The sequence below is a fragment of the Pseudomonas sp. Nvir genome, from assembly GCF_963778085.1.
Taxonomy (GTDB): Bacteria; Pseudomonadota; Gammaproteobacteria; order Pseudomonadales; family Pseudomonadaceae; genus Aquipseudomonas; species Aquipseudomonas juntendi.
Genome location: NZ_OY970405.1, coordinates 5,190,803 through 5,215,342 on the forward strand (window position 1 = coordinate 5,190,803; position 24,540 = coordinate 5,215,342).

22 protein-coding genes are annotated in these 24,540 nt (G+C 64.0%); 10 read left to right on the plus strand and 12 right to left on the minus strand.

Annotated elements, in window-relative coordinates; translation table 11 throughout:
• Positions 1–68 precede the first annotated feature (68 nt).
• The 9 genes from AACG97_RS24930 to AACG97_RS24970 all read right to left on the minus strand — a co-directional run bounded on the left by AACG97_RS24930 (position 69) and on the right by AACG97_RS24970 (position 9,451).
• Positions 69–1,229 carry a D-alanyl-D-alanine carboxypeptidase family protein gene (locus AACG97_RS24930; protein ID WP_009685831.1) on the minus strand — a complete coding sequence of 387 codons (1,161 nt, stop codon included), beginning with the start codon at positions 1,227–1,229 and terminating at the stop codon, positions 69–71.
• A 271-nt stretch (positions 1,230–1,500) separates the two neighbouring features.
• Positions 1,501–2,502, minus strand: a complete 1,002-nt coding sequence (locus AACG97_RS24935; RefSeq protein ID WP_125855442.1) for a septal ring lytic transglycosylase RlpA family protein — start codon at positions 2,500–2,502, stop codon at positions 1,501–1,503.
• On the minus strand, positions 2,502–3,512 hold the full coding sequence (gene mltB, locus AACG97_RS24940; RefSeq protein ID WP_125855441.1) for a lytic murein transglycosylase B: 1,011 nt from the start codon (positions 3,510–3,512) through the stop codon (positions 2,502–2,504). Before mltB ends, AACG97_RS24935 begins: the two co-directional genes overlap by 1 nt.
• 17 nt (positions 3,513–3,529) lie before the next feature.
• Positions 3,530–4,633, minus strand: coding sequence for a rod shape-determining protein RodA (gene rodA, locus AACG97_RS24945; RefSeq protein ID WP_009685828.1), 1,104 nt, complete (start codon positions 4,631–4,633; stop codon positions 3,530–3,532).
• A 38-nt stretch (positions 4,634–4,671) separates the two neighbouring features.
• The gene (gene mrdA, locus AACG97_RS24950) at positions 4,672–6,561 is read right to left on the minus strand and encodes a penicillin-binding protein 2 (protein ID WP_125855440.1); all 1,890 of its coding nucleotides are present in this window, start codon (positions 6,559–6,561) and stop codon (positions 4,672–4,674) included.
• A gap of 16 nt (positions 6,562–6,577) precedes the next feature.
• Positions 6,578–7,045 (minus strand): 23S rRNA (pseudouridine(1915)-N(3))-methyltransferase RlmH, encoded by a 468-nt coding sequence (rlmH, locus tag AACG97_RS24955; RefSeq protein ID WP_054906038.1) that lies wholly within the window; start codon positions 7,043–7,045, stop codon positions 6,578–6,580.
• Positions 7,046–7,055: 10 nt separating this feature from the next.
• The gene (rsfS, locus tag AACG97_RS24960) at positions 7,056–7,475 is read right to left on the minus strand and encodes a ribosome silencing factor (protein ID WP_009685825.1); all 420 of its coding nucleotides are present in this window, start codon (positions 7,473–7,475) and stop codon (positions 7,056–7,058) included.
• A gap of 43 nt (positions 7,476–7,518) precedes the next feature.
• Positions 7,519–8,211, minus strand: coding sequence for a nicotinate-nucleotide adenylyltransferase (nadD, locus tag AACG97_RS24965; protein ID WP_047149543.1), 693 nt, complete (start codon positions 8,209–8,211; stop codon positions 7,519–7,521).
• Positions 8,180–9,451, minus strand: coding sequence for a glutamate-5-semialdehyde dehydrogenase (locus AACG97_RS24970; protein WP_009685823.1), 1,272 nt, complete (start codon positions 9,449–9,451; stop codon positions 8,180–8,182). Before AACG97_RS24970 ends, nadD begins: the two co-directional genes overlap by 32 nt.
• A 326-nt stretch (positions 9,452–9,777) precedes the next feature.
• On the opposite strand from AACG97_RS24970, the gene AACG97_RS24975 reads away from it, so the two are divergent.
• The gene (locus tag AACG97_RS24975) at positions 9,778–10,446 is read left to right on the plus strand and encodes a DNA-3-methyladenine glycosylase (RefSeq protein ID WP_047149542.1); all 669 of its coding nucleotides are present in this window, start codon (positions 9,778–9,780) and stop codon (positions 10,444–10,446) included.
• 2 nt (positions 10,447–10,448) lie between these two features.
• Positions 10,449–11,765, plus strand: a complete 1,317-nt coding sequence (locus AACG97_RS24980) for a bifunctional DedA family/phosphatase PAP2 family protein (RefSeq protein ID WP_047149541.1) — start codon at positions 10,449–10,451, stop codon at positions 11,763–11,765.
• A gap of 78 nt (positions 11,766–11,843) precedes the next feature.
• Here AACG97_RS24980 and AACG97_RS24985 read toward each other — a convergent pair whose 3' ends face one another.
• The 3 genes from AACG97_RS24985 to AACG97_RS24995 are packed head-to-tail and all read right to left on the minus strand — an operon-like array spanning position 11,844 to position 13,519.
• Complete coding sequence (locus AACG97_RS24985) at positions 11,844–12,434, minus strand: LON peptidase substrate-binding domain-containing protein (protein WP_009685818.1); 591 nt, start codon at positions 12,432–12,434, stop codon at positions 11,844–11,846.
• A 9-nt stretch (positions 12,435–12,443) separates the two neighbouring features.
• Positions 12,444–13,160 (minus strand): LrgB family protein, encoded by a 717-nt coding sequence (locus tag AACG97_RS24990; protein WP_009685817.1) that lies wholly within the window; start codon positions 13,158–13,160, stop codon positions 12,444–12,446.
• Positions 13,157–13,519, minus strand: a complete 363-nt coding sequence (locus tag AACG97_RS24995) for a CidA/LrgA family protein (RefSeq protein ID WP_029885805.1) — start codon at positions 13,517–13,519, stop codon at positions 13,157–13,159. The genes AACG97_RS24990 and AACG97_RS24995 overlap by 4 nt, the downstream gene beginning before the upstream one ends.
• A gap of 142 nt (positions 13,520–13,661) precedes the next feature.
• Here AACG97_RS24995 and AACG97_RS25000 point away from each other — a divergent pair, with 142 nt between their 5' ends.
• The 8 genes from AACG97_RS25000 to AACG97_RS25035 all read left to right on the plus strand — a co-directional run bounded on the left by AACG97_RS25000 (position 13,662) and on the right by AACG97_RS25035 (position 24,516).
• Positions 13,662–14,117, plus strand: coding sequence for a MaoC family dehydratase (locus AACG97_RS25000; RefSeq protein ID WP_009685814.1), 456 nt, complete (start codon positions 13,662–13,664; stop codon positions 14,115–14,117).
• A gap of 509 nt (positions 14,118–14,626) precedes the next feature.
• On the plus strand, positions 14,627–15,505 hold the full coding sequence (gene prmA / locus AACG97_RS25005; RefSeq protein WP_197886630.1) for a 50S ribosomal protein L11 methyltransferase: 879 nt from the start codon (positions 14,627–14,629) through the stop codon (positions 15,503–15,505).
• A 42-nt stretch (positions 15,506–15,547) separates the two neighbouring features.
• Positions 15,548–16,918: a DUF3426 domain-containing protein gene (locus AACG97_RS25010; RefSeq protein WP_047150018.1), complete on the plus strand. Its 1,371-nt coding sequence runs from the start codon at positions 15,548–15,550 to the stop codon at positions 16,916–16,918.
• A gap of 230 nt (positions 16,919–17,148) precedes the next feature.
• Positions 17,149–18,162 carry a tRNA dihydrouridine synthase DusB gene (gene dusB / locus AACG97_RS25015; protein ID WP_009683257.1) on the plus strand — a complete coding sequence of 338 codons (1,014 nt, stop codon included), beginning with the start codon at positions 17,149–17,151 and terminating at the stop codon, positions 18,160–18,162.
• Complete coding sequence (gene fis, locus AACG97_RS25020; protein ID WP_003249693.1) at positions 18,159–18,479, plus strand: DNA-binding transcriptional regulator Fis; 321 nt, start codon at positions 18,159–18,161, stop codon at positions 18,477–18,479. The genes dusB and fis overlap by 4 nt, the downstream gene beginning before the upstream one ends.
• 81 nt (positions 18,480–18,560) lie before the next feature.
• Entirely contained in the window at positions 18,561–20,168 is a 1,608-nt protein-coding gene (gene purH, locus AACG97_RS25025) for a bifunctional phosphoribosylaminoimidazolecarboxamide formyltransferase/IMP cyclohydrolase (protein WP_009683258.1), read from the plus strand.
• Between the two features lie 145 nt (positions 20,169–20,313).
• Positions 20,314–21,609 carry a phosphoribosylamine--glycine ligase gene (purD, locus tag AACG97_RS25030; protein ID WP_009683259.1) on the plus strand — a complete coding sequence of 432 codons (1,296 nt, stop codon included), beginning with the start codon at positions 20,314–20,316 and terminating at the stop codon, positions 21,607–21,609.
• Between the two features lie 135 nt (positions 21,610–21,744).
• Positions 21,745–24,516, plus strand: a complete 2,772-nt coding sequence (locus tag AACG97_RS25035) for a hybrid sensor histidine kinase/response regulator (RefSeq protein WP_054881568.1) — start codon at positions 21,745–21,747, stop codon at positions 24,514–24,516.
• Positions 24,517–24,540: the final 24 nt, after the last annotated feature.

A 24,540-nucleotide genomic window follows, 5' to 3' on the forward strand; every position in this document is an offset into this window, starting at 1 on the left:
CGGAAACGGCCTCGTAAGCCGTGGCAACAACACCCCCGCGTGATGCGCGGGGGTGTGCAGGTCACGTATCAGTTGAACAACCCGTAGAAGAATAGACGGATGCTATCCCACATACGGCGGAAGAAACCACCTTCCTCGACGCCATCGAGGGCGATCAGGTCGGCGCTGTGAACCACTTTCTCGTCCAGTTTGACTTCCACTTTGCCGATCACGTCACCTTTGGCGATTGGCGCGGTGAGCTGCGGGTTCATGGTCATCGTGGCGACCAGGCGCTTGAGCTGGCCTTTAGGCATGGTCATGGTCAGGTCGTCGGCCAGGCCGGCCTTGACTTGGCCAGTGGCGCCCTTCCACACCGGCGCCTGGGTCAGCTCGGTGCCCTTCTGGTAGAAGGTCTGGGTTTCGAAGAAGCGGAAGCCGTAGGTCAGCAGCTTCTGGGTTTCGGCAGCACGCGCTTGTTCGCTGTTGGTGCCGAACACCACCGCGATCAGGCGCTGGCCATCGCGTACCGCCGAAGCCACCATGCAGTAGCCTGCTTCTTCGGTGTGGCCGGTTTTCAGGCCGTCGACGGTCTTGTCACGCCACAGCAGCAGGTTGCGGTTAGGCTGCTTGATGTTGTTCCAGAAGAACTCTTTCTGCGAATAGATGGCGTAGTGCGCCGGGTCGACGTTGATGATCGCCCGGGCCAGTACCGCCATGTCATGGGCCGATGAGTAGTGGTCCGGGTTCGGCAGGCCAGTCGGGTTCATGAAGTGGCTGTTGGTCATGCCCAGGTCGGCCGCGGTCTTGTTCATCATGTCGGCGAAGGCATCTTCGCTGCCGGCGATGTGCTCGGACAGGGCGACCGAGGCATCGTTGCCGGACTGGATGATGATGCCGTGCAGCAGGTCGCTGACGGTGACCTGGCTGCCAACCTTGATGAACATGCGCGAACCGCCGGTACGCCAGGCGTTTTCACTGACGGTAACCGGGTCGTTCTCGCCGATCTGGCCACGGCGGATGTCCAGGGTGGCGATGTAGGCGGTCATCAGCTTGGTCAGGCTGGCTGGCGGCAGGCGCTCGTCACCGTTGTTTTCGACCAGCACGTTGCCGCTGGACGCGTCCATGAGTACGTAGGACTTGGCTGCCAGTTGTGGTGGTGCCGGTGTCATCTGCTCGGCCGCGAAGGCAGCAGGCGTGATCAGCAGCAGTACAGGCAGGCAAAGTCGTTTGGCAAGGTTGGTGATGTTCATCCGTCTCTCGAAAATCGCTAATGGTCTGATGTTCCCTGGGCAACATCATGCGCCCAGCGCCAGTCAGTCTAGTTTTATGGCCAGAGGCCTGGCCCGCTACAGTGCGGCTTTATGCCGCTGCGGGCAAAAGCCGACATTGTACATGGCCGAGCCCGGCAGTTCATGACAAAACCGACAGCAAGAGTTTCAAGCGGCAAGCCGAAAGACAAAGCGGGTGGGCGCAGGGTCTTCTTGCAGCTTGCAGCTTGCAGCCGGTTGCTTGTAGCTGAGCTCAGTCTGTGACCAGCTTGGCCTGCCCCAAGTTCGCCAGGCGGATGCTCTCCTGGGCTTGCTGGATCTCGCCCTGGCTGCCGATCGGCCCCAGCCGCACGCGGTGCAGGGTCTGCTGGTTACGCACGATCGAGCTGATGAACACCGGCGCGCTGACCATGGTGCTGAGCTTGGAGCGCAGCAATTCGGCGGCATCCGGGTTGGCGAAGGCACCCACCTGCAGGAAGCTGCCGCCATTGCCACCCGGGACGTTGTTGCCCCCTACCTGTACCGGCACCACCGGCGCCGCGTGCTGCTGCGGCGGCGGCGTCCATTGCTCGACCCGCCCGGTCGTGGCCGGCACCGCCTGGGTCTGGGCCACCTGGGGCTCCTTCAGCACCATCGGTGGCGTCTGGCCACGCTGGGCCCACCATTGCTGCGGGTCGATGCCCTCGACGCGCACGTGTGCGGTGCCGATTTCGGCATAACCGAGCTTCTTCGCTGCGGCATAGGACAGGTCGATGATGCGGTCGGAATAGAACGGGCCACGGTCATTGACCCGCAGAATCACGCTACGGCCGTTGGCCAGGTTGGTCACGCGCACATAGGCCGGCAGCGGCAAGGTCTTGTGCGCGGCACTCATGCCGTACAGGTCGTACAGCTCACCATTGGCGGTGTTCTGCCCGTGAAACTTGGTGCCGTACCAGGACGCGGTACCCTCGGCGCGGTAGTTGCGCGAGTCCTGCATGGGGTAGTAGGTCTTGCCCAGCACCGTGTAGGGGTTGGCCTTGTAGTTACCGGTGTGCACGGTCGGCGTGGCGTCGGGGATCTTGTTCACATCCACGTCCCACCACGGCGCGCCATCCTTGTGTGCCCGGTTGATATCCAGGCCCGGCTGGCTGCGTACCACGTTACCGCTGCTTTTTTGCGGGGCCGGGCGGTTGGAAGAGCAACTGGCCAGCACCAGGCCAACGGCGAGGCAGGTGAGCAGCTTGAAAGAGTGTGCAGAGATGATTGCGCGCATTACTTGACGCCCCGTACTTGTACCAGCTGTTCCGCGAGCTGATGCACCGCCATGGCATACATCACGCTGCGGTTGTAGCGAGTGATCGCGTAGAAGTTCTTCAGCCCCATCCAGTACTCGGGGCCATTGTCGCCTTCGAGCCGGAAGGCCGTAACCGGCAGATCATCGCGCAGCGAATCATGAACCGACCAGCCAAGCGCGCGCAACTCCCCCGCGGTCTTGACCGGCTCGATACCGGTGGTCAGGCCTTCGTCGGCGCGCGCACCTTCTACCCAGGCGCGGCTGACCACGCCTTCGCCGGCTACCCAGCCGTGGCGCTTGAAGTAGTTGGCCACGCTGCCAATGGCATCGTCCGGGTTGTTCCAGATGTTGATGTGGCCGTCACCGTCGAAGTCCACCGCGTAGTTGCGAAAACTGCTCGGCATGAACTGTGGAAGGCCCATGGCACCGGCGTAGGAGCCTTTGAGGGTCAATGGGTCCAGCTGCTCGTCGCGCGCCAGCAGCAGGAACTCGCGCAGCTCCTTGCGGAAGAACTCGGCGCGCGGCGGGTAGTCGAAGCCCAGCGTCGACAGGGCATCGATCACACGGTAGTTGCCGGTGTTGCGGCCGAAGAAGGTTTCGACCCCAATGATCGCGACGATGTATTGCGCGGGTACCCCGTATTCCTGCTCGGCGCGCGCCAGCACCGCCTCGTGCTGGCGCCAGAAGTCCACCCCACGGGCAATGCGCGCATCGGTGATGAACATCGGCCGGTAGTCCTTCCACGGTTTCACCCGCTCGGCAGGGCGCGAGATGGCATCCAGAATCGACTGCTTGCGCTGCACCTCACGGAACACCCCCATCAGCTGCTCCGGGGCAAAACCGTAGTCACGGCTCATTTCGTCCACCAGCTCGGCCACCTGTGGTGAACCCTCATAGTCGCCGGCATGGGCCAGCTGGACAGCGCCGAACAGGCCCACCGCGCCGACCCACGGCGCACAACGGGCAGCCCAGTTACGCACTGCTTGCATCAAATTGTTCACCTTTTTCAAACCTGTGCGATCCATTTTCGGTGCGTATGGATCGACATGAGAACGCCAAACGCTGACAGCAGCGTTACCAAGGATGTTCCGCCATAGCTGATAAAGGGCAGCGGCACGCCCACTACGGGCAGCAGGCCGCTGACCATGCCGATATTGACGAATACGTAGACAAAGAAGGTCATGGTCAGGCTACCCGCCAGCAGCTTGCCGAACAGGGTCTGGGCCTGGGCGGTAATCATCAGGCCACGGCCGATCAGCAGCAGGTAGACGATCAGCAGCAGGCAGATACCGACCAGGCCGAACTCCTCGCCGAGCACGGCGATGATGAAGTCGGTATGGCTTTCCGGAAGGAAGTCCAGGTGCGACTGGGTGCCGAGCAGCCAGCCTTTGCCGAACACCCCGCCCGAACCGATTGCCGCCTTGGACTGGATGATGTTCCAGCCGGTGCCCAGCGGGTCGCTTTCCGGGTCGAGGAAGGTCAGTACCCGCTGCTTCTGGTAGTCGTGCATGACAAAGAACCACATCGCCACCGCCACCGGCACCGCCGCTGCCAGTACGCTGAGGATCCAGCGCCAGCGCAGGCCACCCATGAACAGCACGAAGGCGCCCGATGCCAGGATCAGCAGTGCGGTGCCCAGGTCGGGCTGGCGCACGATCAGAATGAATGGCACGCCGATCAGCACCAGGCTGATGGCCACGTGCTTCAGGTGCGGCGGCAAGGTGCGCTTGGACAGGTACCAGGCAATGGTCGCCGGCATGATGATCTTCATGAATTCCGAGGGCTGGAAGCGGATCACCCCCGGGATGTTGATCCAGCGCGTGGCGCCCATGGCGTTATGGCCCATCACGTCCACCACCACCAGCAGCAGCACCCCCGTGAGGTAGGCCAGCGGCACCCAGCGGGCCATGAAGCGCGGCTCCAGCTGGGCGATGACGAACATCGACACCAGACCGATGCCGAACGAGGTCGCCTGCTTGAGCAGCAGGTCCCAGTTCTTGCCGCTGGCCGAATACAGCACGAACAGGCTGCCGGCGGCGAGGGTCAGTAGAATGATCAGCAAAGGGCCGTCGACATGAATGCGCTGCAGGAAGCTGGCGCGCCGACGCATCACATCCTCACTGGAGAGCATGCGATCGAAATTGTTCATCACAGGGCTGATTCCTGGGTAGCGGTAGCAGGCGCGAACTCGGGCTTGAGACGGCCATTTTCGTCGAGCAGCCAGGCGTCCATGATCTGGCGGACCACCGGTGCCGCAACACCCGAACCGGACTCGCCGTTCTCGACCATCACCGACACCACGATCTGCGGGGCTTCGGCCGGAGCGAAGGCAACGAACAGGGCGTGGTCACGGTGGCGCTCCTGAAGTTTGTTACGGTCGTACTTTTCACCCTGCTTGATCGCCACCACCTGGGCGGTACCGCTCTTGCCGGCGATGCGGTATTGGGCACCGAGGGCGGCCTTGCGTGCGGTACCGCGGGCGTTGTGCATCACCTGCTCCATGCCATGGGTGACCTTGGCCCAGTCCGACTTGTCCCGCAGCACGATGTTCGCCATGGGGTTTTCGTCTACCGGCGGCTGGCCTTCGATGGTCTTGGCCAGGTGCGGGCGGTTCCATACGCCTTTGTTGGCGATCAGCGCAGTGGCCTGGGCCAGTTGCAACGGCGTCGCCTGCATGTAGCCCTGGCCAATGCCAAGAATCAGGGTTTCACCCGGGAACCAGGCCTGGCGGCGGGTGGCGCGCTTCCATTCCCGCGATGGCATCAGCCCGGCAGATTCCTCGAACATGTCCAGGGATACCCGCTGGCCGATGCCGAACTTGTTCATGTAACTGGACAGCCGGTCGATGCCCATCTTGTGGGCAAGGTCGTAGAAGTAGGTGTCGTTGGAGCGCATGATCGCGGTGTCCAGGTCGACCCAGCCATCACCCGAGCGGTTCCAGTTACGGTATTTGTGGTCGTAGTTGGGCAGTTGGTAGTAGCCAGGGTCGAATACCCGGCTACTGGCGTTGACCACACCGCTGTCCAGGCCGGCAATCGCCACCGCCGGCTTGATGGTGGAGCCCGGCGGGTACAGGCCGCGCAACACGCGGTTGAACAGCGGCCGGTCGATCGAATCACGCAACTCGGCATACGCCTTGAAGCTGATGCCGGTGACGAACAGGTTGGGATCGAAGCTTGGCTGGCTGACCATGGCCAGAACCTCGCCAGTGCGCGGGTCCAGCGCCACCACGGCGCCCCGGCGGCCACCCAGGGCGGCCTCGGCGGCTTCCTGCAGCTTGATGTCCAGGCTCAGCACGATGTCCTTGCCCGGCTTGGGGTCGGTGCGCTTGAGCACCCGCAGCACGCGGCCGCGGGCGTTGGTCTCGACTTCCTCGTAACCGACCTGGCCGTGCAGCGCATCCTCGTAGAAGCGCTCGATGCCGGTCTTGCCGATATGGTGGGTACCGCTGTAGTTCACCGGGTCGAGGGTTTTCAGCTCTTTCTCGTTGATCCGCCCCACGTAACCCACCGAATGGGCGAAGTGCGCCCCCTGTGGGTAATGCCGCACCAGCTGCGCGACCACCTCGACACCCGGCAGGCGGAACTGGTTGACCGCCACCCGGGCAATCTGTTCTTCGTTGAGCTCGAACAGGATCGGCACCGGCTCGAACGGCCGGCGGCCCTGGCGCATGCGCCTCTCGAACAGGGCGCGGTCGTCTTCGGTCAATTCCAGCACTTCGACGATGGTGTCCAGTACTTCCTGCCAGTTCCCCGCGCGTTCGCGGGTCATCGACAGGCTGAAACTGGGCCGGTTGTCGGCCACGATCACGCCGTTACGGTCGAAGATCAACCCGCGGGTCGGCGGGATCGGCTGCACATGCACCCGGTTGTTCTCCGACAGCGTGGAGTGGTAGTCGTACTGGATGATCTGCAGGTAGTACAGCCGCGCGATCAGCACGCACACCAGCAACACCACCGCGATTGCGCCGACCACGACGCGGTTACGCACCAGGCGGGCGTCTTTCTCGTGGTCCTTGAGACGGATCGGCTGCGACATCGGACGGCTTACAGGCTCATTTGTGGTAAGGGTGCCCGGACAACACGGTCCAGGCGCGGTAGATCTGCTCGCCGATGAGTATCCTTACCAACGGGTGTGGCAGGGTCAGCGGCGACAGCGACCAGCGTTGCTCGGCGCGCGCGCAAACCTCAGGCGCCAGGCCCTCCGGGCCTCCCACCATCAAATTGACCGTGCGCGCGTCCAGCCGCCAGCGATCCAGCTCGCCCGCCAGTTGCTCGGTACTCCAGGGCTTGCCATGGACCTCCAGGGTAACGATGCGTTCCCCGGGCTGCACCTTGCTCAGCATGGCCTCGCCCTCCTGACGGATCAGGCGGGCGACGTCGGCATTCTTGCCACGGGTGTTCAGCGGAATTTCCACCAGCTCCAGCGACAGCTCGGTGGGCAGGCGCTTGGCATATTCATGCCAGCCTTCCTCGACCCACTTCGGCATGCGCGAGCCGACCGCAATCAGGCGCAAACGCACGGCGCTGCCCTTATTCGCGGTCTTTGAGCTTGTCGGAGTACTCGTGGGCATGGTCCGGGCTGTGGTGCTTGCCATCGGCAGCACGGCTTTGCTCGGCGCCTTGCCACAGGCGCTCCAGGTCGTAGAACTGGCGCGCAGCGGCGGTCATCATGTGCACGATGACGTCGTTCAGGTCCAGCAGCACCCAATCGCTGTCGCCCTTGCCTTCTTCGCCCAGAGGCTGTGCGCCCTTGGCCTTGACGGCTTCACGGACCTTTTCGGCCATGGCGTTGATCTGGCGGTTGGAGGTACCGGTGGCAATGATCATGTAATCGGTCAGGCTGTGCTTCTCGCGCACGTCGATGACCTGGATGTCCTGGGCCTTCACGTCTTCCAGCGCGGCCTTGGTCACTGCGACCAGTTCTTCGCCGTAAATTTTCTGCTTGGTCATATAAAACTCGTTCAACTCGTTGGATGAGGCGCCAGGGGCGCCGTCAGTTGGGCGCACGATACAGTTCGTGCGCCTCGATATAGGCCAGTACGGCGTCCGGCACCAGGAACCTCACCGATTTGCCGCTGGCCAGCAGCTGTCGGATCTGTGTAGCCGACACCGCAAGCGGTGTCTGCCAGACGAACGAAATATTTCCCGCCGGGCCGGACATGGCGGTGGGATCGCTCTCCGAGCGCGCAGCCAGCAGGTTGCGCAGCTCGTCAGGGGGTTCTACGTCGGCATCCGGGCGTTGCAGCACCAGGATGTGACAGTGTTGCAGCAATTCTTCCCAGCGGTGCCAGTTGGGCAAGCCACAGAAGGCATCCCAGCCCAGCACCAGGAACAACTGGTCGTTACCGGCCAGTTCGGCACGGACCGACTCCAGTGTGTCGATGGTGTACGACGGCTTGTCACGCTCGAGCTCGCGGGCGTCGACGCTCAGGCAGGCCACCCCTTGTACTGCTTCGCGCACCATGGCCAGGCGGTCTTGCGCGGCCACCTGCGGGGTATCGCGGTGCGGCGGCCGGGCATTGGGCAGCAGGCGCAGTTCGTCCAGCCCCATGAACTCGGCCACTTCCAGCGCGCTGCGCAGGTGGCCGATGTGCACCGGATCGAACGTTCCGCCGAGAATGCCGATGCGCCGGACTGCCTGGGCTTTGCTCAACTCAGCAGGACCCCTGACCGCGCAACTGGCCATCACCGATGACGACGTATTTTTCGCAGGTCAGCCCCTCCAGGCCGACGGGGCCGCGGGCATGCAGCTTGTCGGTGGAAATGCCGATTTCCGCGCCCAGCCCGTACTCGAAGCCATCGGCGAAACAGGTTGGGGTGTTGAGCATGACCGATGCCGAATCGACCTCAGCCATGAACTGGCGGGCTTCGCCCTGGTGTTCGCTGATGATCGAGTCGGTGTGGTGCGAGCCATAGTGATTGATGTGTTCGATAGCCTGATCCAGGCCGTCGACCACGCGAATTGCCAGGATCGCGTCCAGGTACTCGGTGTGCCAGTCGTCTTCGGTAGCCGGTTTGGCGTCGATGAGTGCCTGGGTGCGCTCGCAACCCCGCAGTTCCACGCCTTTGTCCTGGAAGCGGCGGGCCATTTCCGGCAGGAAGCGCTCGGCCACCTGCTGGTCGACCAGCAGCGTTTCCATGGCCCCGCAAATGCCGTAGCGGTATGTCTTGGCGTTGAATGCCACATTCCAGGCCTTGTCCAGGTCGGCATGCTGGCTGACATAGATGTGGCAGATACCGTCCAGGTGCTTGATCACCGGCACGCGGGCATCGCGGCTGATGCGCTCGATGAGGCCACGGCCACCACGGGGGACGATGACATCGACGAACGCAGGCATGCTGATCAGCGCGCCCACGGCCTCGCGGTCGGTGGTTTCGACCACCTGGACCACCGCGGCCGGCAGGTCGGCAGCGGCCAGGCCACGCTGGATGCAGGTGGCGATGGCGCGGTTGGAATGAATGGCTTCGGAGCCGCCACGCAGGATGGTGGCGTTACCCGACTTCAGGCACAGGCTGGCGGCATCGATGGTCACGTTGGGGCGCGACTCGTAGATGATCCCGATCACCCCCAGTGGCGTACGCATCTTGCCGACCTGGATGCCCGATGGGCGGTAGCTCATGTCCCGGATGGCGCCCACCGGGTCCGGCAAGCTGGCCACCTGGCGCAGGCCGGTGATCATGCCGTCGATGCGGGCCGGGGTCAGCGCCAGGCGGTCCAGCAGCGCAGGCTCCAGGCCATTGGCACGGCCGGCGGCCAGGTCCAGTTCGTTGGCAGCGGTGAGCTCGGCGCGGGCAGCATCCAGCGCATCGGCGGCGGCCAACAGGGCGCGGTTCTTCTGCGCAGTGCTGGCACGGCCGATGACCCGGGACGCCTCGCGGGCAGCGCGACCCAGGCGGGTCATATAGTCAAGAACGGACTCAGTCATGGGTTCGGTGTCTTGGCGAAGGGGAAATCGGCTGATTATAACTGCCGCGCAGGTATACGCCCAGCGGTGGGTGGCGGATGGTCGAAAATGGCCTGGGCAATATGCAGGAAAGATGTAACCGCTCTTATCGAAATCACTCTCCTGCTGTGGCCCTTTCGCGGGCGCGCCCGCTCCCACAGGGATTTCACAAGGCCTTGGGCCATGCAGTACCTGTGGGAGCGGGCATGCCCGCGAAAGGGCCGGCCCCGCCAACACCACACTCGATTCAGCCTCGATTAAGCCATTCATTGCTATTATCCGGCGTCCCCAGATAGCGAACAGCCCGCATGCCAGCCCTGCCCGACAGCTTTTTCGACCGCGACGCCCAAACCCTGGCCAAAGCCCTGCTGGGCAAGGTCATCCGCCATCGCCAGGGCGACCTGTGGCTGGCGGCGCGCATCATCGAAACCGAGGCCTACTACCTCACCGACAAAGGCAGCCATGCCTCACTCGGCTACACCGAGAAGCGCAAGGCGCTGTTCCTCGATGGCGGGCATATCTACATGTACTACGCGCGCGGCGGCGACTCGCTGAACTTCAGCGCCCACGGCCCTGGCAACGCAGTGCTCATCAAGTCCGCCTATCCTTGGCAGGACGCCCGCTCGGGCCCCAACAGCCTGGCCCAGATGCAACTGAACAACCCCGACGCCAGTGGCAAGCTGCGCCCGCCGGAACGCCTGTGCGCCGGGCAAACGCTGCTGTGCCGCGCCCTGGGCTTGAAAGTGCCACAGTGGGATGCCCAGCGCTTCGACGCCGAGCGCCTGTATGTGGAGGATTGTGGCAGCCCCGTGCCGAAGGTGATCCAGGCCACCCGCCTGGGTATCCCGCACGGGCGCGACGAGCACCTGCCATACCGCTTCGTCGATGCCGAGTACGCGCGTTTCTGCACGCGGAACCCCTTGCGCCGCGGCCAAGTCGAAGGTCGCGATTTCTTCATTCTCGAACAAGGAAGCTGACCATGGGCCAATGGCTCGACAGCCTGACCGGCTGGCTCAGCGCCAACCCCCAGTGGCTTGGCGTGGCGATTTTCCTGGTGGCCTGCGTCGAATGCCTGGCCATCGCCGGCATCATCGTGCCGGGTACGGTGCTGCTGTTCGCCGTGGCGGTACTGGCCGGTAGCGGCACCTTCAGCCTGGGCGAGACCTTGCTGCTGGGTTTTCTCGGCGGGCTGCTGGGCGACGCCCTGTCGTACACGGTGGGCAAGTACTTCCACCAGAACATCCGCCGGCTGCCATTGCTGCGCCATCACCCGGAGTGGATCGGCAGTGCCGAAACCTACTTCCAGCGCTACGGCATCGCCAGCCTGCTGGTCGGCCGCTTCATCGGCCCGCTGCGCCCCATGCTGCCGATGGTCGCCGGCATGTTCGACATGCCGCTGCCACGCTTCATCGCCGTCAGCCTGGTGGCCGGCGCGGGTTGGTCAGTGGCCTACCTGTTGCCTGGCTGGGCCACGGGGGCTGCCATGCGCCTGCCCTTGCCAGAGGGCTTCTGGCTGGACGCCGGCATCCTCGCCGGCGGCTTGGCCGTGCTGATCGGCCTGAGCCTGAACAGCAGCATTCGCGATCAACGCCACGGCACCCGGCTGGTTGCCGGCTTGAGCCTGATCGCCCTGGCCGGCATTTTTCTGGGCTGGCCGTACCTGCATGAATTCGACCAAGGCGTGATGACCCTGGTGCAGGAGCACCGCAGCCAGGCCATCGATGGCACCGTGGTCCTGGTCACCCGCCTGGGCGACTTCAGAACCCAGCTGTTCCTGGGCGGCTTGCTGACCGGCCTGTTGCTGCTGGCCCGGCAATGGCGCCACGCCGTGTTCGCCGGCGGCGCGCTGATGGGCACGGCAATCGCCAATGGCACCCTCAAATGGCTGTTTGCCCGTGCCCGGCCCGAGGTGCTGAGCGACCCGCTGACCAGCTACAGCATGCCCAGCGGGCACAGCTCGGCATCGTTTGCCTTCTTCCTGGTGATGGCGGTGCTGGCCGGGCGCGGTCAGCCGCCGCGGATGCGCCTGACCTGGGTGTTGCTGGGCTGCATTCCGGCGCTGGCGATTGCCCTGTCGCGGGTCTACCTGGGTGCTCACTGGCCCACCGATATCCTCGCCGGGGCCCTGCTGGCCTGCTGCGTGTGCGCCTTTAGCCTGACCCTGGTGCAGTACCGCCAGCCGCTGCCGGCCCTGCCGCAGCGGGTATGGTGGCTGGTGTTGCCGGCTTGCGTGGCGCTGCTGGCCTTTTTTGCCATGCACGCACTGCCGCAGGCGTTGGCCAGGTATCACTATTGATGTTGCCGGCCTGTTGATGGGGCAAGCCGCTACTACACAGGCTCCGCTACCAACAGGCCGGCGCAGGCAACTCTCACCTCAGGCAAACAGCTCGCCCTGAATCCGCTCCAGCAATTTCTGGATCTCGCCCAGCCGCTGCTGCGGCGAGTCGAGGCTCAGCAGGTCCAGCTTGTCTTCTTCCATGAACGGCAGCAGGTAAGCCAGCTGGTTGGCCAGCGCCTGGCGCCCGTCCAGCGGGCGCGGCATGTCCAGCGCCTCGACCATCGGGTGCTCACCCAAGGCCACCAGCAGCGCCACCAGGTCATCGTCCGCTTCCAGCAACGGGCTGTCGGCCTGCTCGGCCAGCCACTGCACCTGCCCTACCAGCAACTGGTCCTTTTGCACCTCGGTGCTGTCCAGGTTGAAGCGCCGCACGCCTTCGACGCGAATGCCCAGCAAGCCGTTGTCCTGCTGTACGAAATCGCGGATCAGCGCCTCGCAGCCGATTGAGGCGACCGTCGGCGGCGCCTTGCCCACCTGCTCGCCCTCCAGGATGCACACCACGCCAAACCCTTCGCCCTGCTTCATGCAGCGCCCGATCATGTCGAGGTAGCGCGCCTCAAAAATCTGCAAGTCGAGAAAGCAGCCAGGAAACAGCACGGTATTGAGCGGAAACAGCGGTAGCGTCATCACCAGTCCTCAGGCCACCAGGCTTACCGCCAACGGCAGGAACACCGCCGTGGCTACGCCCATCAGGCTCATTGCAAGCGCGGCAAAGGCGCCGCATTCGTCACTTTCCTGCAGGGCCACCGAAGTGCCCACCGCGTGCGCAGTCACCCCCAGCGACATGCCGCGGGCTTCCGGGCTGTGCACGCCAACACGGCTGAGCAGCGCCGGGCCGAAGATGGCGCCGATTACCCCGGTAATCAGCACGAACACCGCTGCCAGGGCAGCGACCCCGCCAATCTGTTCGGCCACCAGCATGGCAATCGGCGAGGTGACCGACTTCGGCGCCATGGTCATCAGGATCATGTGCTCGGCACCGAACCACCAGCCCAACAGCAGGCAACACAGGGTGGCAAACAGCCCCCCGACTACCAGCGTAGTAAAGATGGGCCAGAACAACTGCCGGATGCGCCGCAGGTTGAGGTACAAAGGCACCGCCAGGGCCACGGTGGCCGGGCCCAGCAGGGTATTCATGATTTGCGTGCTGTTGCGGTATTCGCTGTAGTCGATGCCGCACGCCAGCAGCACGCCGATCACCAGCAGCATCGACACCAACACCGGCTGCAGGAAGATCCAGCGCGTCTTGTCGTAGGCGGCGAGCACCAGTTGGTAGGCCGCCAGGGTGAGACCGATGCCAAACAAAGGGTGGTGCACGACCGCATCCAGGGCGCCTTGCCAGTCAAGCATCATGGCTGCTCCTCGCGCTTGCTCTGGCGCTGGATCAGTTTCTGCATCAGCACCCCGACGAAAACCAAGGTCAGCAGGCAGGAAATCAGCAGGGCGCCGACAATCGCCCAGAAGTCGGCAGCGATATCCCGGGCATAGACCATCACCCCCACCGCCGGCGGCACTAGCAACAGCGGCAGGTAGCGCAGCAGGCTGCTGGCCGCTTCATTCAGTGGCTTGCCAACCTCGCCGCGGGCCATGAGGAAGCCCAACAGCAGCAACAGGCCAATGATCGGGCCCGGCAAAACCGGCAGCAACAGATGGTTGATCGCCGTTCCCAACAGCTGGAACAGCACCAGCCAGGTCAGACCACGCAACAGCATAAGCATCTCCCTTGGGCATGGCACCATTATAAGCACGCCGTGCTATAGATCGATATTCGCCGAAAAGCGGACAACTTGACTGCAATGGCCGAGCGTGCTGATCTTGCACTTTCGTACCAACTGACAACCTGGAGAGTCCGCGATGCCCTATGTACCGGTTACAGAGCTTTCGCAATACGTTGGTAAGGAACTGGGCCGCTCGGCCTGGCTGAAGATCGACCAGCAGCGCATCAACCTGTTCGCCGAAGCCACCGGCGATTTCCAGTTCATCCACGTCGACCCGGAAAAGGCCGCGCAAACCCCGTTTGGCAGCACAATTGCCCATGGCTTTCTGACCCTTTCACTGATCCCCAAGCTGATCGAAGACATCCTGGTGCTGCCGCAAGGCATGAAGATGGTGGTGAACTACGGGCTGGACAGCGTGCGTTTCATCCAGCCGGTCAAGGTTAACAGCCAGGTGCGGCTGAAGGTGGACCTGGCCGAGGTGACCGAAAAAAGACCGGGGCAGTGGCTGCTCAAGGCGATTGCCACGCTGGAAATCGAGGGTGAAGAGAAGCCTGCTTATATTGCTGAGTCGCTTTCGCTCTGCTTTGTCTGATGCACCACGCCCCTGTGGGAGATTCTATGGTTCCTGGCAAGGGTAGCCGGAGCATCTTCAGCGCCTGTGAGATCGAGCGCCGCCCGCGCGGCGCAATCGCGAGCTGCGCTCGCTCCTACGTTTGTTTCGGGCCAGTAACGCCTGTGACAGGCGCGCGCGGCCGCCTTGGTTGTACGGCGCGATATTGAGGCATGCACCAAGGCGTTCGCGCGCGAATCCCACAGGAATAATTGGCCCGAAACAAACGTAGGAGCGAGCGCAGCTCGCGATTGCGCCGCGCGGGCGGCGCTCGCTCTAATAGGCGCTACCATACCTTGTGGCAAACTCCTGTCAGCCCTAAGGCGATCCCTGTAGGAGCTGGCTTGCCGGCGATGAGGCCCGCCCAGGCAATACAAGACAGTTGCCCCCACAAGGCCGGGGCCTTCTCTACAAACCCTGCGCACTCGCGTAAACTGCCAGCCTTCGCGCAGCCTAGGGCTGCCCCTGTCGATTTACCAAAGGTGCCCGCCATGCCCTGGCTGCAAGTACGCCTGGCCATCAGCCCGGAACAAGCCGAAACCTACGAAGACGCCCTGCTTGAAGTAGGCGCCGTTTCTGTCACGTTCATGGATGCCGAAGACCAGCCGATCTTCGAACCCGACCTCAATACCACCCCACTGTGGTCGCACACCCACCTGCTGGCCTTGTTCGAAGCCGATACCGACGCTGAGCAGGTGTTCGCCCACCTGCGCATGCTGACCGGCGCCGAACTGCCCGAGCACCAGGCCGAAGTGATCGAGGACCAGGACTGGGAACGCAGCTGGATGGACAACTTCCAGCCCATGCGCTTTGGCCGCCGCCTGTGGATCGTGCCCAGCTGGCATGACGCCCCCGAGAAAGACGCGGTCAACCTGCTGCTCGACCCGGGCCTGGCCTTCGGCACCGGCACCCACCCCACCACCGCCCTGTGCTTGGAATGGCTCGATGGCCAGCAGCTCGAAGGCACCCAGGTGCTGGACTTCGGTTGCGGCTCGGGCATTCTGGCCATCGCCGCCCTGCTGCTCGGCGCCCGTGAGGCGGTGGGTACCGACATCGATGTGCAAGCCATCGAGGCTTCCCGCGACAACGCCCAGCGCAATGGCATCGCCGACGAGAAACTGGCCCTGTACCTGCCAGAGCACATGCCGGCGATGCAGGCCGACGTGCTGGTCGCCAACATCCTTGCCGGCCCGCTGGTGTCGCTGGCCCCGCAGCTTTCCGGGCTGGTTCGCCCAGGTGGCCTGCTGGCACTGTCGGGCATCCTTGCCGAGCAGGGCGAGGAAGTGGCCGCAGCCTATGCCGCCGACTTCGACCTGGACCCGATCGTCGTGCGCGATGGCTGGGTGCGCATCAGTGGTCGGCGCCGCTAAGCGGGCCTAGAATACTTTTCTGCACAGCTCCCGGATTGCCGCATGACCGACAGTTTCGTCACCCAGTGCCCGCATTGCCAGACCAGCTTTCGCGTCACCCACCACCAGCTGAGCGTAGCGCGCGGCGTGGTGCGGTGCGGCCATTGCCTGCAGGTGTTCAACGCCGCCAAGCAGTTGCTGGAGCAGAACCGCGCTGCCAGCGCCGCGCCAGCGCCGGCGGTGGCGCCTGCTGCCCCGGCGGCGCCAGCGCTGCCCGACGCCGAGGCGGCAACGCCTGCTCCGCCCGAGGCGGCCAGCAGTGCGCCCAGCCCTGCGCCGGGGGAGGACTGGGCCGTCACCGCCGAGGCGCTCGATGCCCTTGACCTCGACAAAGAGCTGGAGCGCCTTGAGCGGCGTGGGGGGCCGGCGCAGGCACGCGCCGCCCGGCAGGATGACGGGTTGCAAGCGCGGCGCGATGAGGGGCATGCCGACGAGTCTGTGGACGACCTGTTCGGCACGGCAACCGATGACCCCCTCGAGCCGCCACTGCAGGCACAGCCTGCGCCAGTGCTGCTGACGCCGGAGCCACAGGTGCCAGACCTGCAGCCTGCCCCTGGCGAGCGCACCGAACCGGTACTGGGCAGCAATTTCGACCTGGACTTCGACGACCAGCCGCCCGTGCAGCGCACTGGCGAAATCGATGAGCCTGAAACACTCGGCGAACCGCTGCACACTGACGATGACGACATCCCGGAAAAAGGCCTGAGCGCGCGCGACGATGAACCGCTGCCACTGCAGCTGTCGGCGCGTGACGACGAGCTTGGCGAACCGCTGCCCGGTGAACGCCTGGAACCCGGCCTTGCCGGCAAGCCCGAGCGCACACCGCGCAAGGAGCCGCTGGTCGACGTGGTCGACGACCCCCTGCAACTGGGCTGGGAAAAGCCTGCGCCCAACTGGGGCAAGCGGATCCTGTGGGGCGTGCTGTCTTTGCTGGCCGCCGGCCTGCTGGCCTTCCAGTACGTGTGGTTCCACTTCGACGAAATGGCCCGCCAGGACCAGTACCGGCCCATGTTCCTGCAGCTGTGCCCGCTGGTCGGCTGCCAGGTGCCCACCCGTGTCGACATTGGCCGGATCAAGAGCAGCAACCTGGTGGTACGCAGCCACCCGGATTTCAAAGGCGCGCTCATCGTTGATGCGATCATCTACAACCGTGCGCCATTTGCCCAGCCATTCCCGTTGCTCGAACTGCGCTTCGCCGACCTCAATGGCCAGTTGATCGCCAGCCGCCGCTTCAAGCCCAGCGAATACCTGTCGGGTGAGCTGGCGGGGCGTGGCGAGATGCCCAGCCAGACGCCGATCCACATAGCCCTGGACATCCTCGACCCCGGCCCGAAGGCGGTCAATTACAGCCTGAGCTTCCGCTCACCGGAATAAGCGACAAGCGACAAGCCTCAAGCTTCAAGCTTCAAGCTTCAAGCTTCAAGCTTCAAGACGAAGCAGGCCGGCTGTCGGCTTGCTTGTCTTGTGGCTTGCAACTTGCCGCTTGTCGCCAGCCCCGGTTGTTCAGATTTTATCCAGTTCCATCTTTATCCGGTCACCGAGAGCGGGTATCATGCCAACCCTTTTTCGAACTCCAAGATTCGGCCCCACAACAGGGATCACCTATGTCGGCGGTACGCATCGGCCAATACACGCTACGCAACAACCTGATCCTCGCGCCCATGGCCGGGGTCACGGACCAGCCTTTCCGTACACTTTGCCAGCGCTTGGGCGCAGGCATGGTCGTGTCGGAAATGGTCAGCAGCGACATGAACCTGTGGAACAGCCGCAAGTCGAGCCTGCGCCGCATCCATGAGGGTGATCCCGAGCCGCGCTCGGTGCAGATCGCCGGCGGTGATGCGCAGATGATGGCAGCGGCAGCACGGGCCAATGTCGAGGCAGGCGCCCAGATCATCGATATCAACATGGGCTGCCCGGCAAAAAAAGTCTGCAACAAAGCTGCAGGCTCTGCTTTATTGAAGGATGAAGCCTTGGTCCACGAAATTCTCCACGCCGTGGTCGGCGCCGTGGACGTTCCGGTGACCCTGAAGATCCGCACCGGTTGGGACCGGGCGAACAAAAACGGCCTGAACGTGGCGAAAATCGCCGAGCAGGCCGGCATCCAGGCGCTGGCGGTACATGGCCGCACACGCGCCGACCTGTACACCGGCGAAGCCGAATACGACACCATCGCTGCCATCAAGCAGGCGGTGTCGATCCCGGTTTTTGCCAACGGCGACATCACGTCGCCCGAAAAGGCCCGGGCGGTGCTGGATGCCACCGGGGTCGATGGCCTGTTGATTGGCCGGGCTGCCCAGGGGCGGCCATGGATCTTTCGCGAGATCGAGCATTACCTGCGCACCGGCGAACACCTGCCGGCGCCGCAGCTGGACGAAGTGGAACACATTCTGCTGCAACACCTGGCCGCGCTGCATGCCTTCTATGGCGATGTGATGGGCGTACGTATCGCCCGCAAGCACGTTGGCTGGTACCTGGCAACACGACCCGGCGGCAAGGAGTTTCGCTCCCGGTTCAACGCTTTGGAAGACACACAAGCGCAGTGCGCCAACGTTCGCGCGTTTTTCAGCGAGCGTCGACAGAGCCTTGAGACAGAGGACGGACAAGGGGTGGCCGCATGACGATGATGACCGAGAATTTTGTGAGTGGAACAACGCCCGTGAGCGACAACGCCAACCTGAAACAGCACCTGAACACGCCGAGCGAAGAGGGCCAGACCCTTCGCGACAGCGTCGAGAAGGCGCTGCACAATTACTTCGCCCATCTGGAAGGCGCGACCGTCACGGACGTCTACAACCTGGTGCTCTCCGAAGTGGAGGCCCCCCTGCTCGAAAGCGTCATGAACTACGTGAAGGGCAACCAGACCAAGGCCAGCGAGATGCTCGGGCTGAACCGAGGCACGCTGCGCAAGAAGCTCAAGCAGTACGACTTGCTGTAACACAGAATCCCAACCAGAAAAGGCGGCTCCCTGAACAGAGGCGCCTTTTTTGCTGACTCCACCGCGTTATTGGAACCCGAAATGACCGACCAGACTACCCGCCTGCCAGTCCGCCGCGCCCTGATCAGCGTCTCCGACAAGACCGGTATCCTCGAATTCGCCCGTGAGCTGCAACAGCTCGGTGTCGAGATCCTGTCCACCGGCGGCACCTACAAGCTGCTCAAGGACAACGGCGTTGACGCGGTGGAAGTGGCTGACTACACCGGCTTTGCCGAAATGATGGACGGCCGGGTCAAGACCCTGCACCCGAAAATCCACGGCGGCATCCTCGGTCGTCGCGGTACCGACGACGCCATCATGAGCGAGCACGGCATCAAGCCGATCGATCTGGTTGCAGTCAACCTGTACCCGTTCGAAGCCACCATTTCCAAGCCTGGCTGTGACCTGCCGACCGCCATCGAGAACATCGATATCGGCGGCCCGACCATGGTCCGTTCGGCAGCCAAGAACCACAAGGACGTGGCCATCGTGGTCAACGCCAGCGACTACGCCGGCATCGTCGAAGGCCTCAAGGCCGGTGGCCTGACCTACGCCCAGCGCTTCGACCTGATGCTCAAGGCGTTCGAGCACACCGCCGCCTACGATGGCATGATCGCCAACTACATGGGCACCATCGACCAGGCCCAGCAGACCCTGTCCACGGCGGCACGCAGCGAATTCCCGCGCACCTTCAACAGCCAGTTCGTCAAGGCCCAGGAAATGCGCTACGGCGAGAACCCGCACCAGAGCGCGGCGTTCTACGTAGAAGCCAAGAAGGGCGAAGCCAGCATCTCCACCGCCGTGCAGCTGCAAGGCAAGGAACTGTCGTTCAACAACGTGGCCGACACCGACGCCGCGCTGGAGTGCGTGAAGAGCTTCGTCAAGCCGGCCTGCGTCATCGTCAAGCACGCCAACCCGTGTGGCGTGGCCGTGGTGCCGGAAGACGAAGGCGGCATCCGCAAGGCCTACGACCTGGCCTATGCCACCGACACCGAGTCGGCATTTGGCGGCATCATCGCCTTCAACCGTGAACTGGACGGCGAAACCGCCAAGGCCATCGTCGAGCGCCAGTTCGTCGAAGTGATCATCGCCCCGAAAATTTCCCAGGCGGCACGCGACGTAGTGGCCGCCAAGCAGAACGTGCGCCTGCTGGAATGCGGCGAGTGGCCAGCCGAGCGCGCTGCCGGCTGGGACTTCAAGCGTGTCAACGGCGGCCTGCTGGTGCAAAGCCGTGATATCGGCATGATCACTGCCGACGACCTGAAGATCGTTACCAAACGTGCGCCAACCGAGCAGGAAATCCACGACCTGGTATTCGCCTGGAAAGTGGCCAAGTTCGTCAAGTCCAACGCCATTGTCTACGCCAAGCAGCGCCAGACCATCGGTGTGGGCGCTGGCCAGATGAGCCGCGTCAACTCTGCCCGCATCGCCGCCATCAAGGCCGAGCATGCCGGCTTGCAGGTACAGGGCGCGGTCATGGCCTCGGATGCGTTCTTCCCGTTCCGTGACGGCATCGACAATGCCGCCAAAGTGGGTATCAGCGCCGTGATCCAGCCGGGTGGTTCGATGCGTGATGCAGAAGTCATCGCCGCGGCTGACGAAGCGGGCATCGCGATGGTATTCACCGGTATGCGTCACTTCCGCCACTAATTACGCGGCCCCCGGGCAAGCGGCGATCCTGTGGGAGCGGGCGCGCCCGCGAATACGATGGTGAATTCACCGCCGCATTCGCGGGCACGCCCGCTCCCACAGCGTTCCCCGCCCGCCTCGGGGTCACCTGAATCGAGGTTTTGACATGAAAGTTTTGATCATCGGCAGCGGCGGCCGCGAGCACGCCCTGGCCTGGAAAGTCGCGCAGGACCCACGCGTAGAAAAAGTCTTCGTTGCCCCAGGCAACGCCGGCACCGCCATCGAAGCCAAGTGCGAAAACGTCGCCATCGATGTGTGCGCCCTGGAGCAACTGGCCGACTTCGCCGAGAAGAACGTCGACCTGACCATCGTCGGCCCGGAAGCGCCGCTGGTCATCGGTGTGGTCGACCTGTTCCGCAGCCGCGGCCTGGACTGCTTCGGCCCAACCAAGGGCGCGGCCCAGCTGGAAGGCTCCAAGGCCTTCACCAAGGACTTCCTGGCACGCCACAAGATCCCGACCGCCGACTACCAGAACTTCACCGAGATCGAGCCGGCGCTGGCCTACCTGCAGGAAAAAGGCGCGCCGATCGTGATCAAGGCCGACGGCCTGGCCGCGGGCAAAGGCGTGATCGTCGCCATGACCCTGGACGAAGCCGAAGCCGCCGTGCGTGACATGCTGGCTGGCAACGCCTTCGGTGACGCCGGTTCGCGTGTGGTGATCGAGGAGTTCCTCGACGGCGAAGAAGCCAGCTTCATCGTCATGGTCGATGGCCACAACGTACTGCCGATGGCAACCAGCCAGGATCACAAACGCGTCGGTGACCAGGACACGGGCCCCAACACCGGCGGCATGGGTGCCTACTCCCCTGCCCCGGTGGTTACCGCCGACGTGCACCAGCGCGTGATGGACCAGGTGATCTGGCCCACCGTGCGCGGCATGGCAGAGGAAGGCAACGTCTACACCGGCTTCCTGTATGCCGGCCTGATGATCGACAAGGCGGGCAACCCCAAGGTCATCGAATTCAACTGCCGCTTCGGTGACCCGGAAACCCAGCCAGTCATGCTGCGCCTGGAGTCGAGCCTGGTGCTGCTGGTAGAAGCGGCCTTCGCCAAGGCGCTGGACAAGGTCGAAGCCCAGTGGGATCCACGCCCGAGCCTGGGCGTGGTACTGGCCGCTGGCGGTTACCCGGGCGACTACGCCAGGGGCGACGTGATCAACGGCCTGGACGCTGCAGCGCAGATCGAAGGCAAGGTGTTCCATGCCGGTACGTCGCTCAAGGATGGCCAGGTGGTCACCAACGGCGGCCGCGTGCTGTGTGCCACCGCCATGGGCAGCACCGTTGCCGACGCGCAGCAGCAGGCTTACCGCCTGGCCAAGGAAGTCAGCTGGAACGGCAGCTTCTACCGCACCGACATCGGCTACCGGGCCATTGCCCGTGAGCGCGGTGAACACCAGCAGTAACCACTACCGGCACGCCGCGGTGCCCTGTGCACCCGGCGCCCGGCTCGTCGACAAGGCCCGCCATGGGCCTTGCCTTCGGCTTGGTGCGCCGCGCATAGTTGATACCCGGCACATCGGCCAAGAAGGGATTTCGTAGTGCGTCGGCTTCGGATTGCCTCAGCTCTTATCGTCAGCTTGCTGACCTTGCTCTGCATGTTCCCGGCTGCGGCCGATCATGGCGGGGGCTGGTCGGTGCTGCTCGATGAACAGGCCAACCTGCAACTGAGCGACGTGCGTTCCGAGCGCTACCGTAACCAGTTCAGCCCGCTGATCCTTGCCGAACTGGATGCCGCACCGGCAGAACAAGCCCTGTGGCTGCATTACCGCCTGGAACCGGGCGACCAGGAACAATTGCTGCGGGTTTTCGCCCCGGACCTGTCTGGCCTGGACCTCTACGCCCTCGAAGGCGACCAACTTCTGCGTCAGCTGCACCACGGGCGCCAGGCCGGCAATGCCAGCCCCACCCTGCGCGGCAGCGACCATGTACTCCCCCTGCCCAACAGCAAGCAACCGGTGGACATCTACCTGCGCCTGGTGTCCGAACACCAGCTGCGCCCGGCCATCAGCCTGGAGCCCGCCGCCCAGGCCGCCGCCGACCAGCGCCAGCCGCTGCTGTTCGGCATGCTGTTCGGCGGTTTGGTGATGCTGATCCTGCACAACCTGATCCGCTTCCTCTACAGCCGCTCCAGCACTTCCCTGGTGCTGGCGCTGTATCACGGCCTGATGCTGCTCAGCGGCCTTATCTTGCTGAACCTCAGCGGCCCGTGGTGGCATGTCTGGCACAGCGCACAAACGCCCGCGGCCTACCTGACCCTGGTACTGGCGGGGCTGGCCGGGTTGTATTTCACCCAGCACTTCTTCTCGCCGTGCAATTCGCCCCGGCTGAACCGTTTGCTGCAAGGTGAAATGCTGCTGGTCGGGCTCAGCGGCCTGGTGCTGCTGTTCGTCGATACCCTGCCCCTCAACCTGATGACCTACGCCCTGATGGCGCTGGGCACCGTGAGCATGCTGCTGGTCAGCAGCTACCAGTGGTACAAGGGCTATGCCCCCGCCCGGCTGTTCTGCCTGGCAATGGTGCTGTTCAACCTGGGTGGCCTGGTGCTGTTGCCGGCCCTGCTCGGCTTTACCCGCACTTCCACGCCATGGCTACTGAGCATTTTGCTGGGCCTGGCCGTGGCCAGCGGCCTGCTGCTCAACCTGGCGGTCAGCGAACGCCTGCGGCGCATGAGTGAAGAGCGCTTCAGCGTCAGCCGGGCACTGGCTGCCAGCGATGCCGAAATCAACGCCAAAGCCGAGTTCCTGGCCAAGATCAGCCACGAAATCCGCACCCCGATGAACGGTGTGCTGGGCATGACCGAGCTGTTGCTGGGCACGCCGTTGTCGGTCAAGCAGCGCGACTACGTGCAGACCATCCACAGCGCGGGCAACGAACTGCTGACCCTGATCAACGAGATACTCGACATTTCCAAGCTCGAGTCCCGGCAGATCGAGCTGGATGATGTGCAGTTCGACCTCAACGCGCTGATCGAGGACTGCCTGAACATATTCCGCGCCAAGGCCGAACAGCAGAACATCGAGCTGATCAGCTTTACCCAGCCGCAGGTGCCACGGGTCATCAGCGGTGACCCCACGCGGCTGCGCCAGGCGTTGTCCAGCCTGCTGGAAAACGCACTGAAAAACACCGACCAGGGCGAGATCCTGCTGGTGGTGGCCCTGGATCAGCGTGGTGAAGTGCCACGCCTGCGCATTGCCGTGCAGGACAGTGGCGAGCCGCTGCCGGCCGCAGACCGCGAGGCCCTGCTGCAGGCCGAACTGCACAGCCACCATTTCCTCTCCAACAGCAAGCTGGGCGGCCACCTGGGGCTGGTCATCGCCAAGCAGCTGATCGGCCTGATGCAAGGTGAATTCGGCATCAAGAGCAGCACAGGCATGGGCAATACCCTCTGGCTGACCCTGCCGCTGGACCCTTCGCGCCTGGAACAGCCCCTGGCCGACCTCGAAGGCCCGCTGCGCGATGCCCGGGTGCTGGTAGTGGACGACAACGATACCTGCCGGAAAGTGCTGGTGCAGCAATGCAGTGCCTGGGGCATGAATGTCAGCGCGGTGCCATCAGGCAAGGAGGCCCTGGCCCTGTTGCGCACCAAGGCGCACCTGCGCGACTACTTCGACGCCGTGCTGCTGGACCAGAACATGCCCGGCATGACCGGCATGCAGCTGGCCGCCAAGATCAAGGAAGACCCCAGCCTGAACCACGACATTCTGGTGGTCATGCTCACCGGTATCAGCAACGCGCCCAGCAAAGTCATCGCGCGTAACGCCGGGGTCAAACGGATACTCGCCAAGCCGGTGGCCGGTTATACCCTGAAAACCACCCTGGCCGAGGAGCTGGCCCAGCGCGGCCGCGAGCAGGCGCTACCCGCCAGCCCGCCTGGGGTCCCGCAGGCATTGGACTTGCCAGCAGATTTCCGCGTACTGGTGGCCGAGGACAACAGCATTTCGACCAAGGTGATACGCGGCATGCTCGGCAAGCTGAACCTGCAACCAGACACCGCCAGCAATGGTGAGGAAGCCCTGCAGGCCATGAAAGAAAGGCATTACGACCTGGTCTTGATGGACTGTGAAATGCCTGTGCTGGACGGTTTCTCGGCCACCCGGCAGCTGCGCGCCTGGGAAGCCGCCAACAAGCGCCAGCGCACCCCAGTGGTGGCGCTGACGGCGCATATTCTTGCCGAGCACAAGGAACGCGCGCGGCTGGCCGGCATGGACGGGCACATGGCCAAGCCGGTGGAGTTGTCGCAACTGCGCGAACTGATTCAGTACTGGGCCAGCCAGCGCGAAGCCGCGACCGACCCGGCGCACATTTCCTGACCTGCCGGCGCAGGCCCACCACAG

Excerpts from the sequence above, each read along its gene's own strand:
- mltB (WP_125855441.1), bottom strand. The coding sequence starts at position 3,512 with ATGCAAGCAGTGCGTAACTGGGCTGCCCGTTGTGCGCCGTGGGTCGGC.
- purH (WP_009683258.1), top strand. The coding sequence starts at position 18,561 with ATGACCGACCAGACTACCCGCCTGCCAGTCCGCCGCGCCCTGATCAGC.
- rodA (WP_009685828.1), bottom strand. The coding sequence starts at position 4,633 with ATGCGTCGGCGCGCCAGCTTCCTGCAGCGCATTCATGTCGACGGCCCT.
- AACG97_RS24995 (WP_029885805.1), bottom strand. The coding sequence starts at position 13,519 with ATGCTGTTGCGTGGTCTGACCTGGCTGGTGCTGTTCCAGCTGTTGGGA.
- fis (WP_003249693.1), top strand. The coding sequence starts at position 18,159 with ATGACGATGATGACCGAGAATTTTGTGAGTGGAACAACGCCCGTGAGC.
- AACG97_RS24990 (WP_009685817.1), bottom strand. The coding sequence starts at position 13,160 with ATGATGCTTGACTGGCAAGGCGCCCTGGATGCGGTCGTGCACCACCCT.
- nadD (WP_047149543.1), bottom strand. The coding sequence starts at position 8,211 with ATGGCCAGTTGCGCGGTCAGGGGTCCTGCTGAGTTGAGCAAAGCCCAG.
- AACG97_RS24935 (WP_125855442.1), bottom strand. The coding sequence starts at position 2,502 with ATGCGCGCAATCATCTCTGCACACTCTTTCAAGCTGCTCACCTGCCTC.
- AACG97_RS24985 (WP_009685818.1), bottom strand. The coding sequence starts at position 12,434 with ATGACGCTACCGCTGTTTCCGCTCAATACCGTGCTGTTTCCTGGCTGC.
- purD (WP_009683259.1), top strand. The coding sequence starts at position 20,314 with ATGAAAGTTTTGATCATCGGCAGCGGCGGCCGCGAGCACGCCCTGGCC.
- AACG97_RS25000 (WP_009685814.1), top strand. The coding sequence starts at position 13,662 with ATGCCCTATGTACCGGTTACAGAGCTTTCGCAATACGTTGGTAAGGAA.
- mrdA (WP_125855440.1), bottom strand. The coding sequence starts at position 6,561 with ATGTCGCAGCCGATCCGTCTCAAGGACCACGAGAAAGACGCCCGCCTG.
- rsfS (WP_009685825.1), bottom strand. The coding sequence starts at position 7,475 with ATGACCAAGCAGAAAATTTACGGCGAAGAACTGGTCGCAGTGACCAAG.
- AACG97_RS24980 (WP_047149541.1), top strand. The coding sequence starts at position 10,449 with ATGGGCCAATGGCTCGACAGCCTGACCGGCTGGCTCAGCGCCAACCCC.
- AACG97_RS24930 (WP_009685831.1), bottom strand. The coding sequence starts at position 1,229 with ATGAACATCACCAACCTTGCCAAACGACTTTGCCTGCCTGTACTGCTG.
- prmA (WP_197886630.1), top strand. The coding sequence starts at position 14,627 with ATGCCCTGGCTGCAAGTACGCCTGGCCATCAGCCCGGAACAAGCCGAA.
- AACG97_RS24975 (WP_047149542.1), top strand. The coding sequence starts at position 9,778 with ATGCCAGCCCTGCCCGACAGCTTTTTCGACCGCGACGCCCAAACCCTG.
- AACG97_RS25010 (WP_047150018.1), top strand. The coding sequence starts at position 15,548 with ATGACCGACAGTTTCGTCACCCAGTGCCCGCATTGCCAGACCAGCTTT.
- AACG97_RS24970 (WP_009685823.1), bottom strand. The coding sequence starts at position 9,451 with ATGACTGAGTCCGTTCTTGACTATATGACCCGCCTGGGTCGCGCTGCC.
- dusB (WP_009683257.1), top strand. The coding sequence starts at position 17,149 with ATGTCGGCGGTACGCATCGGCCAATACACGCTACGCAACAACCTGATC.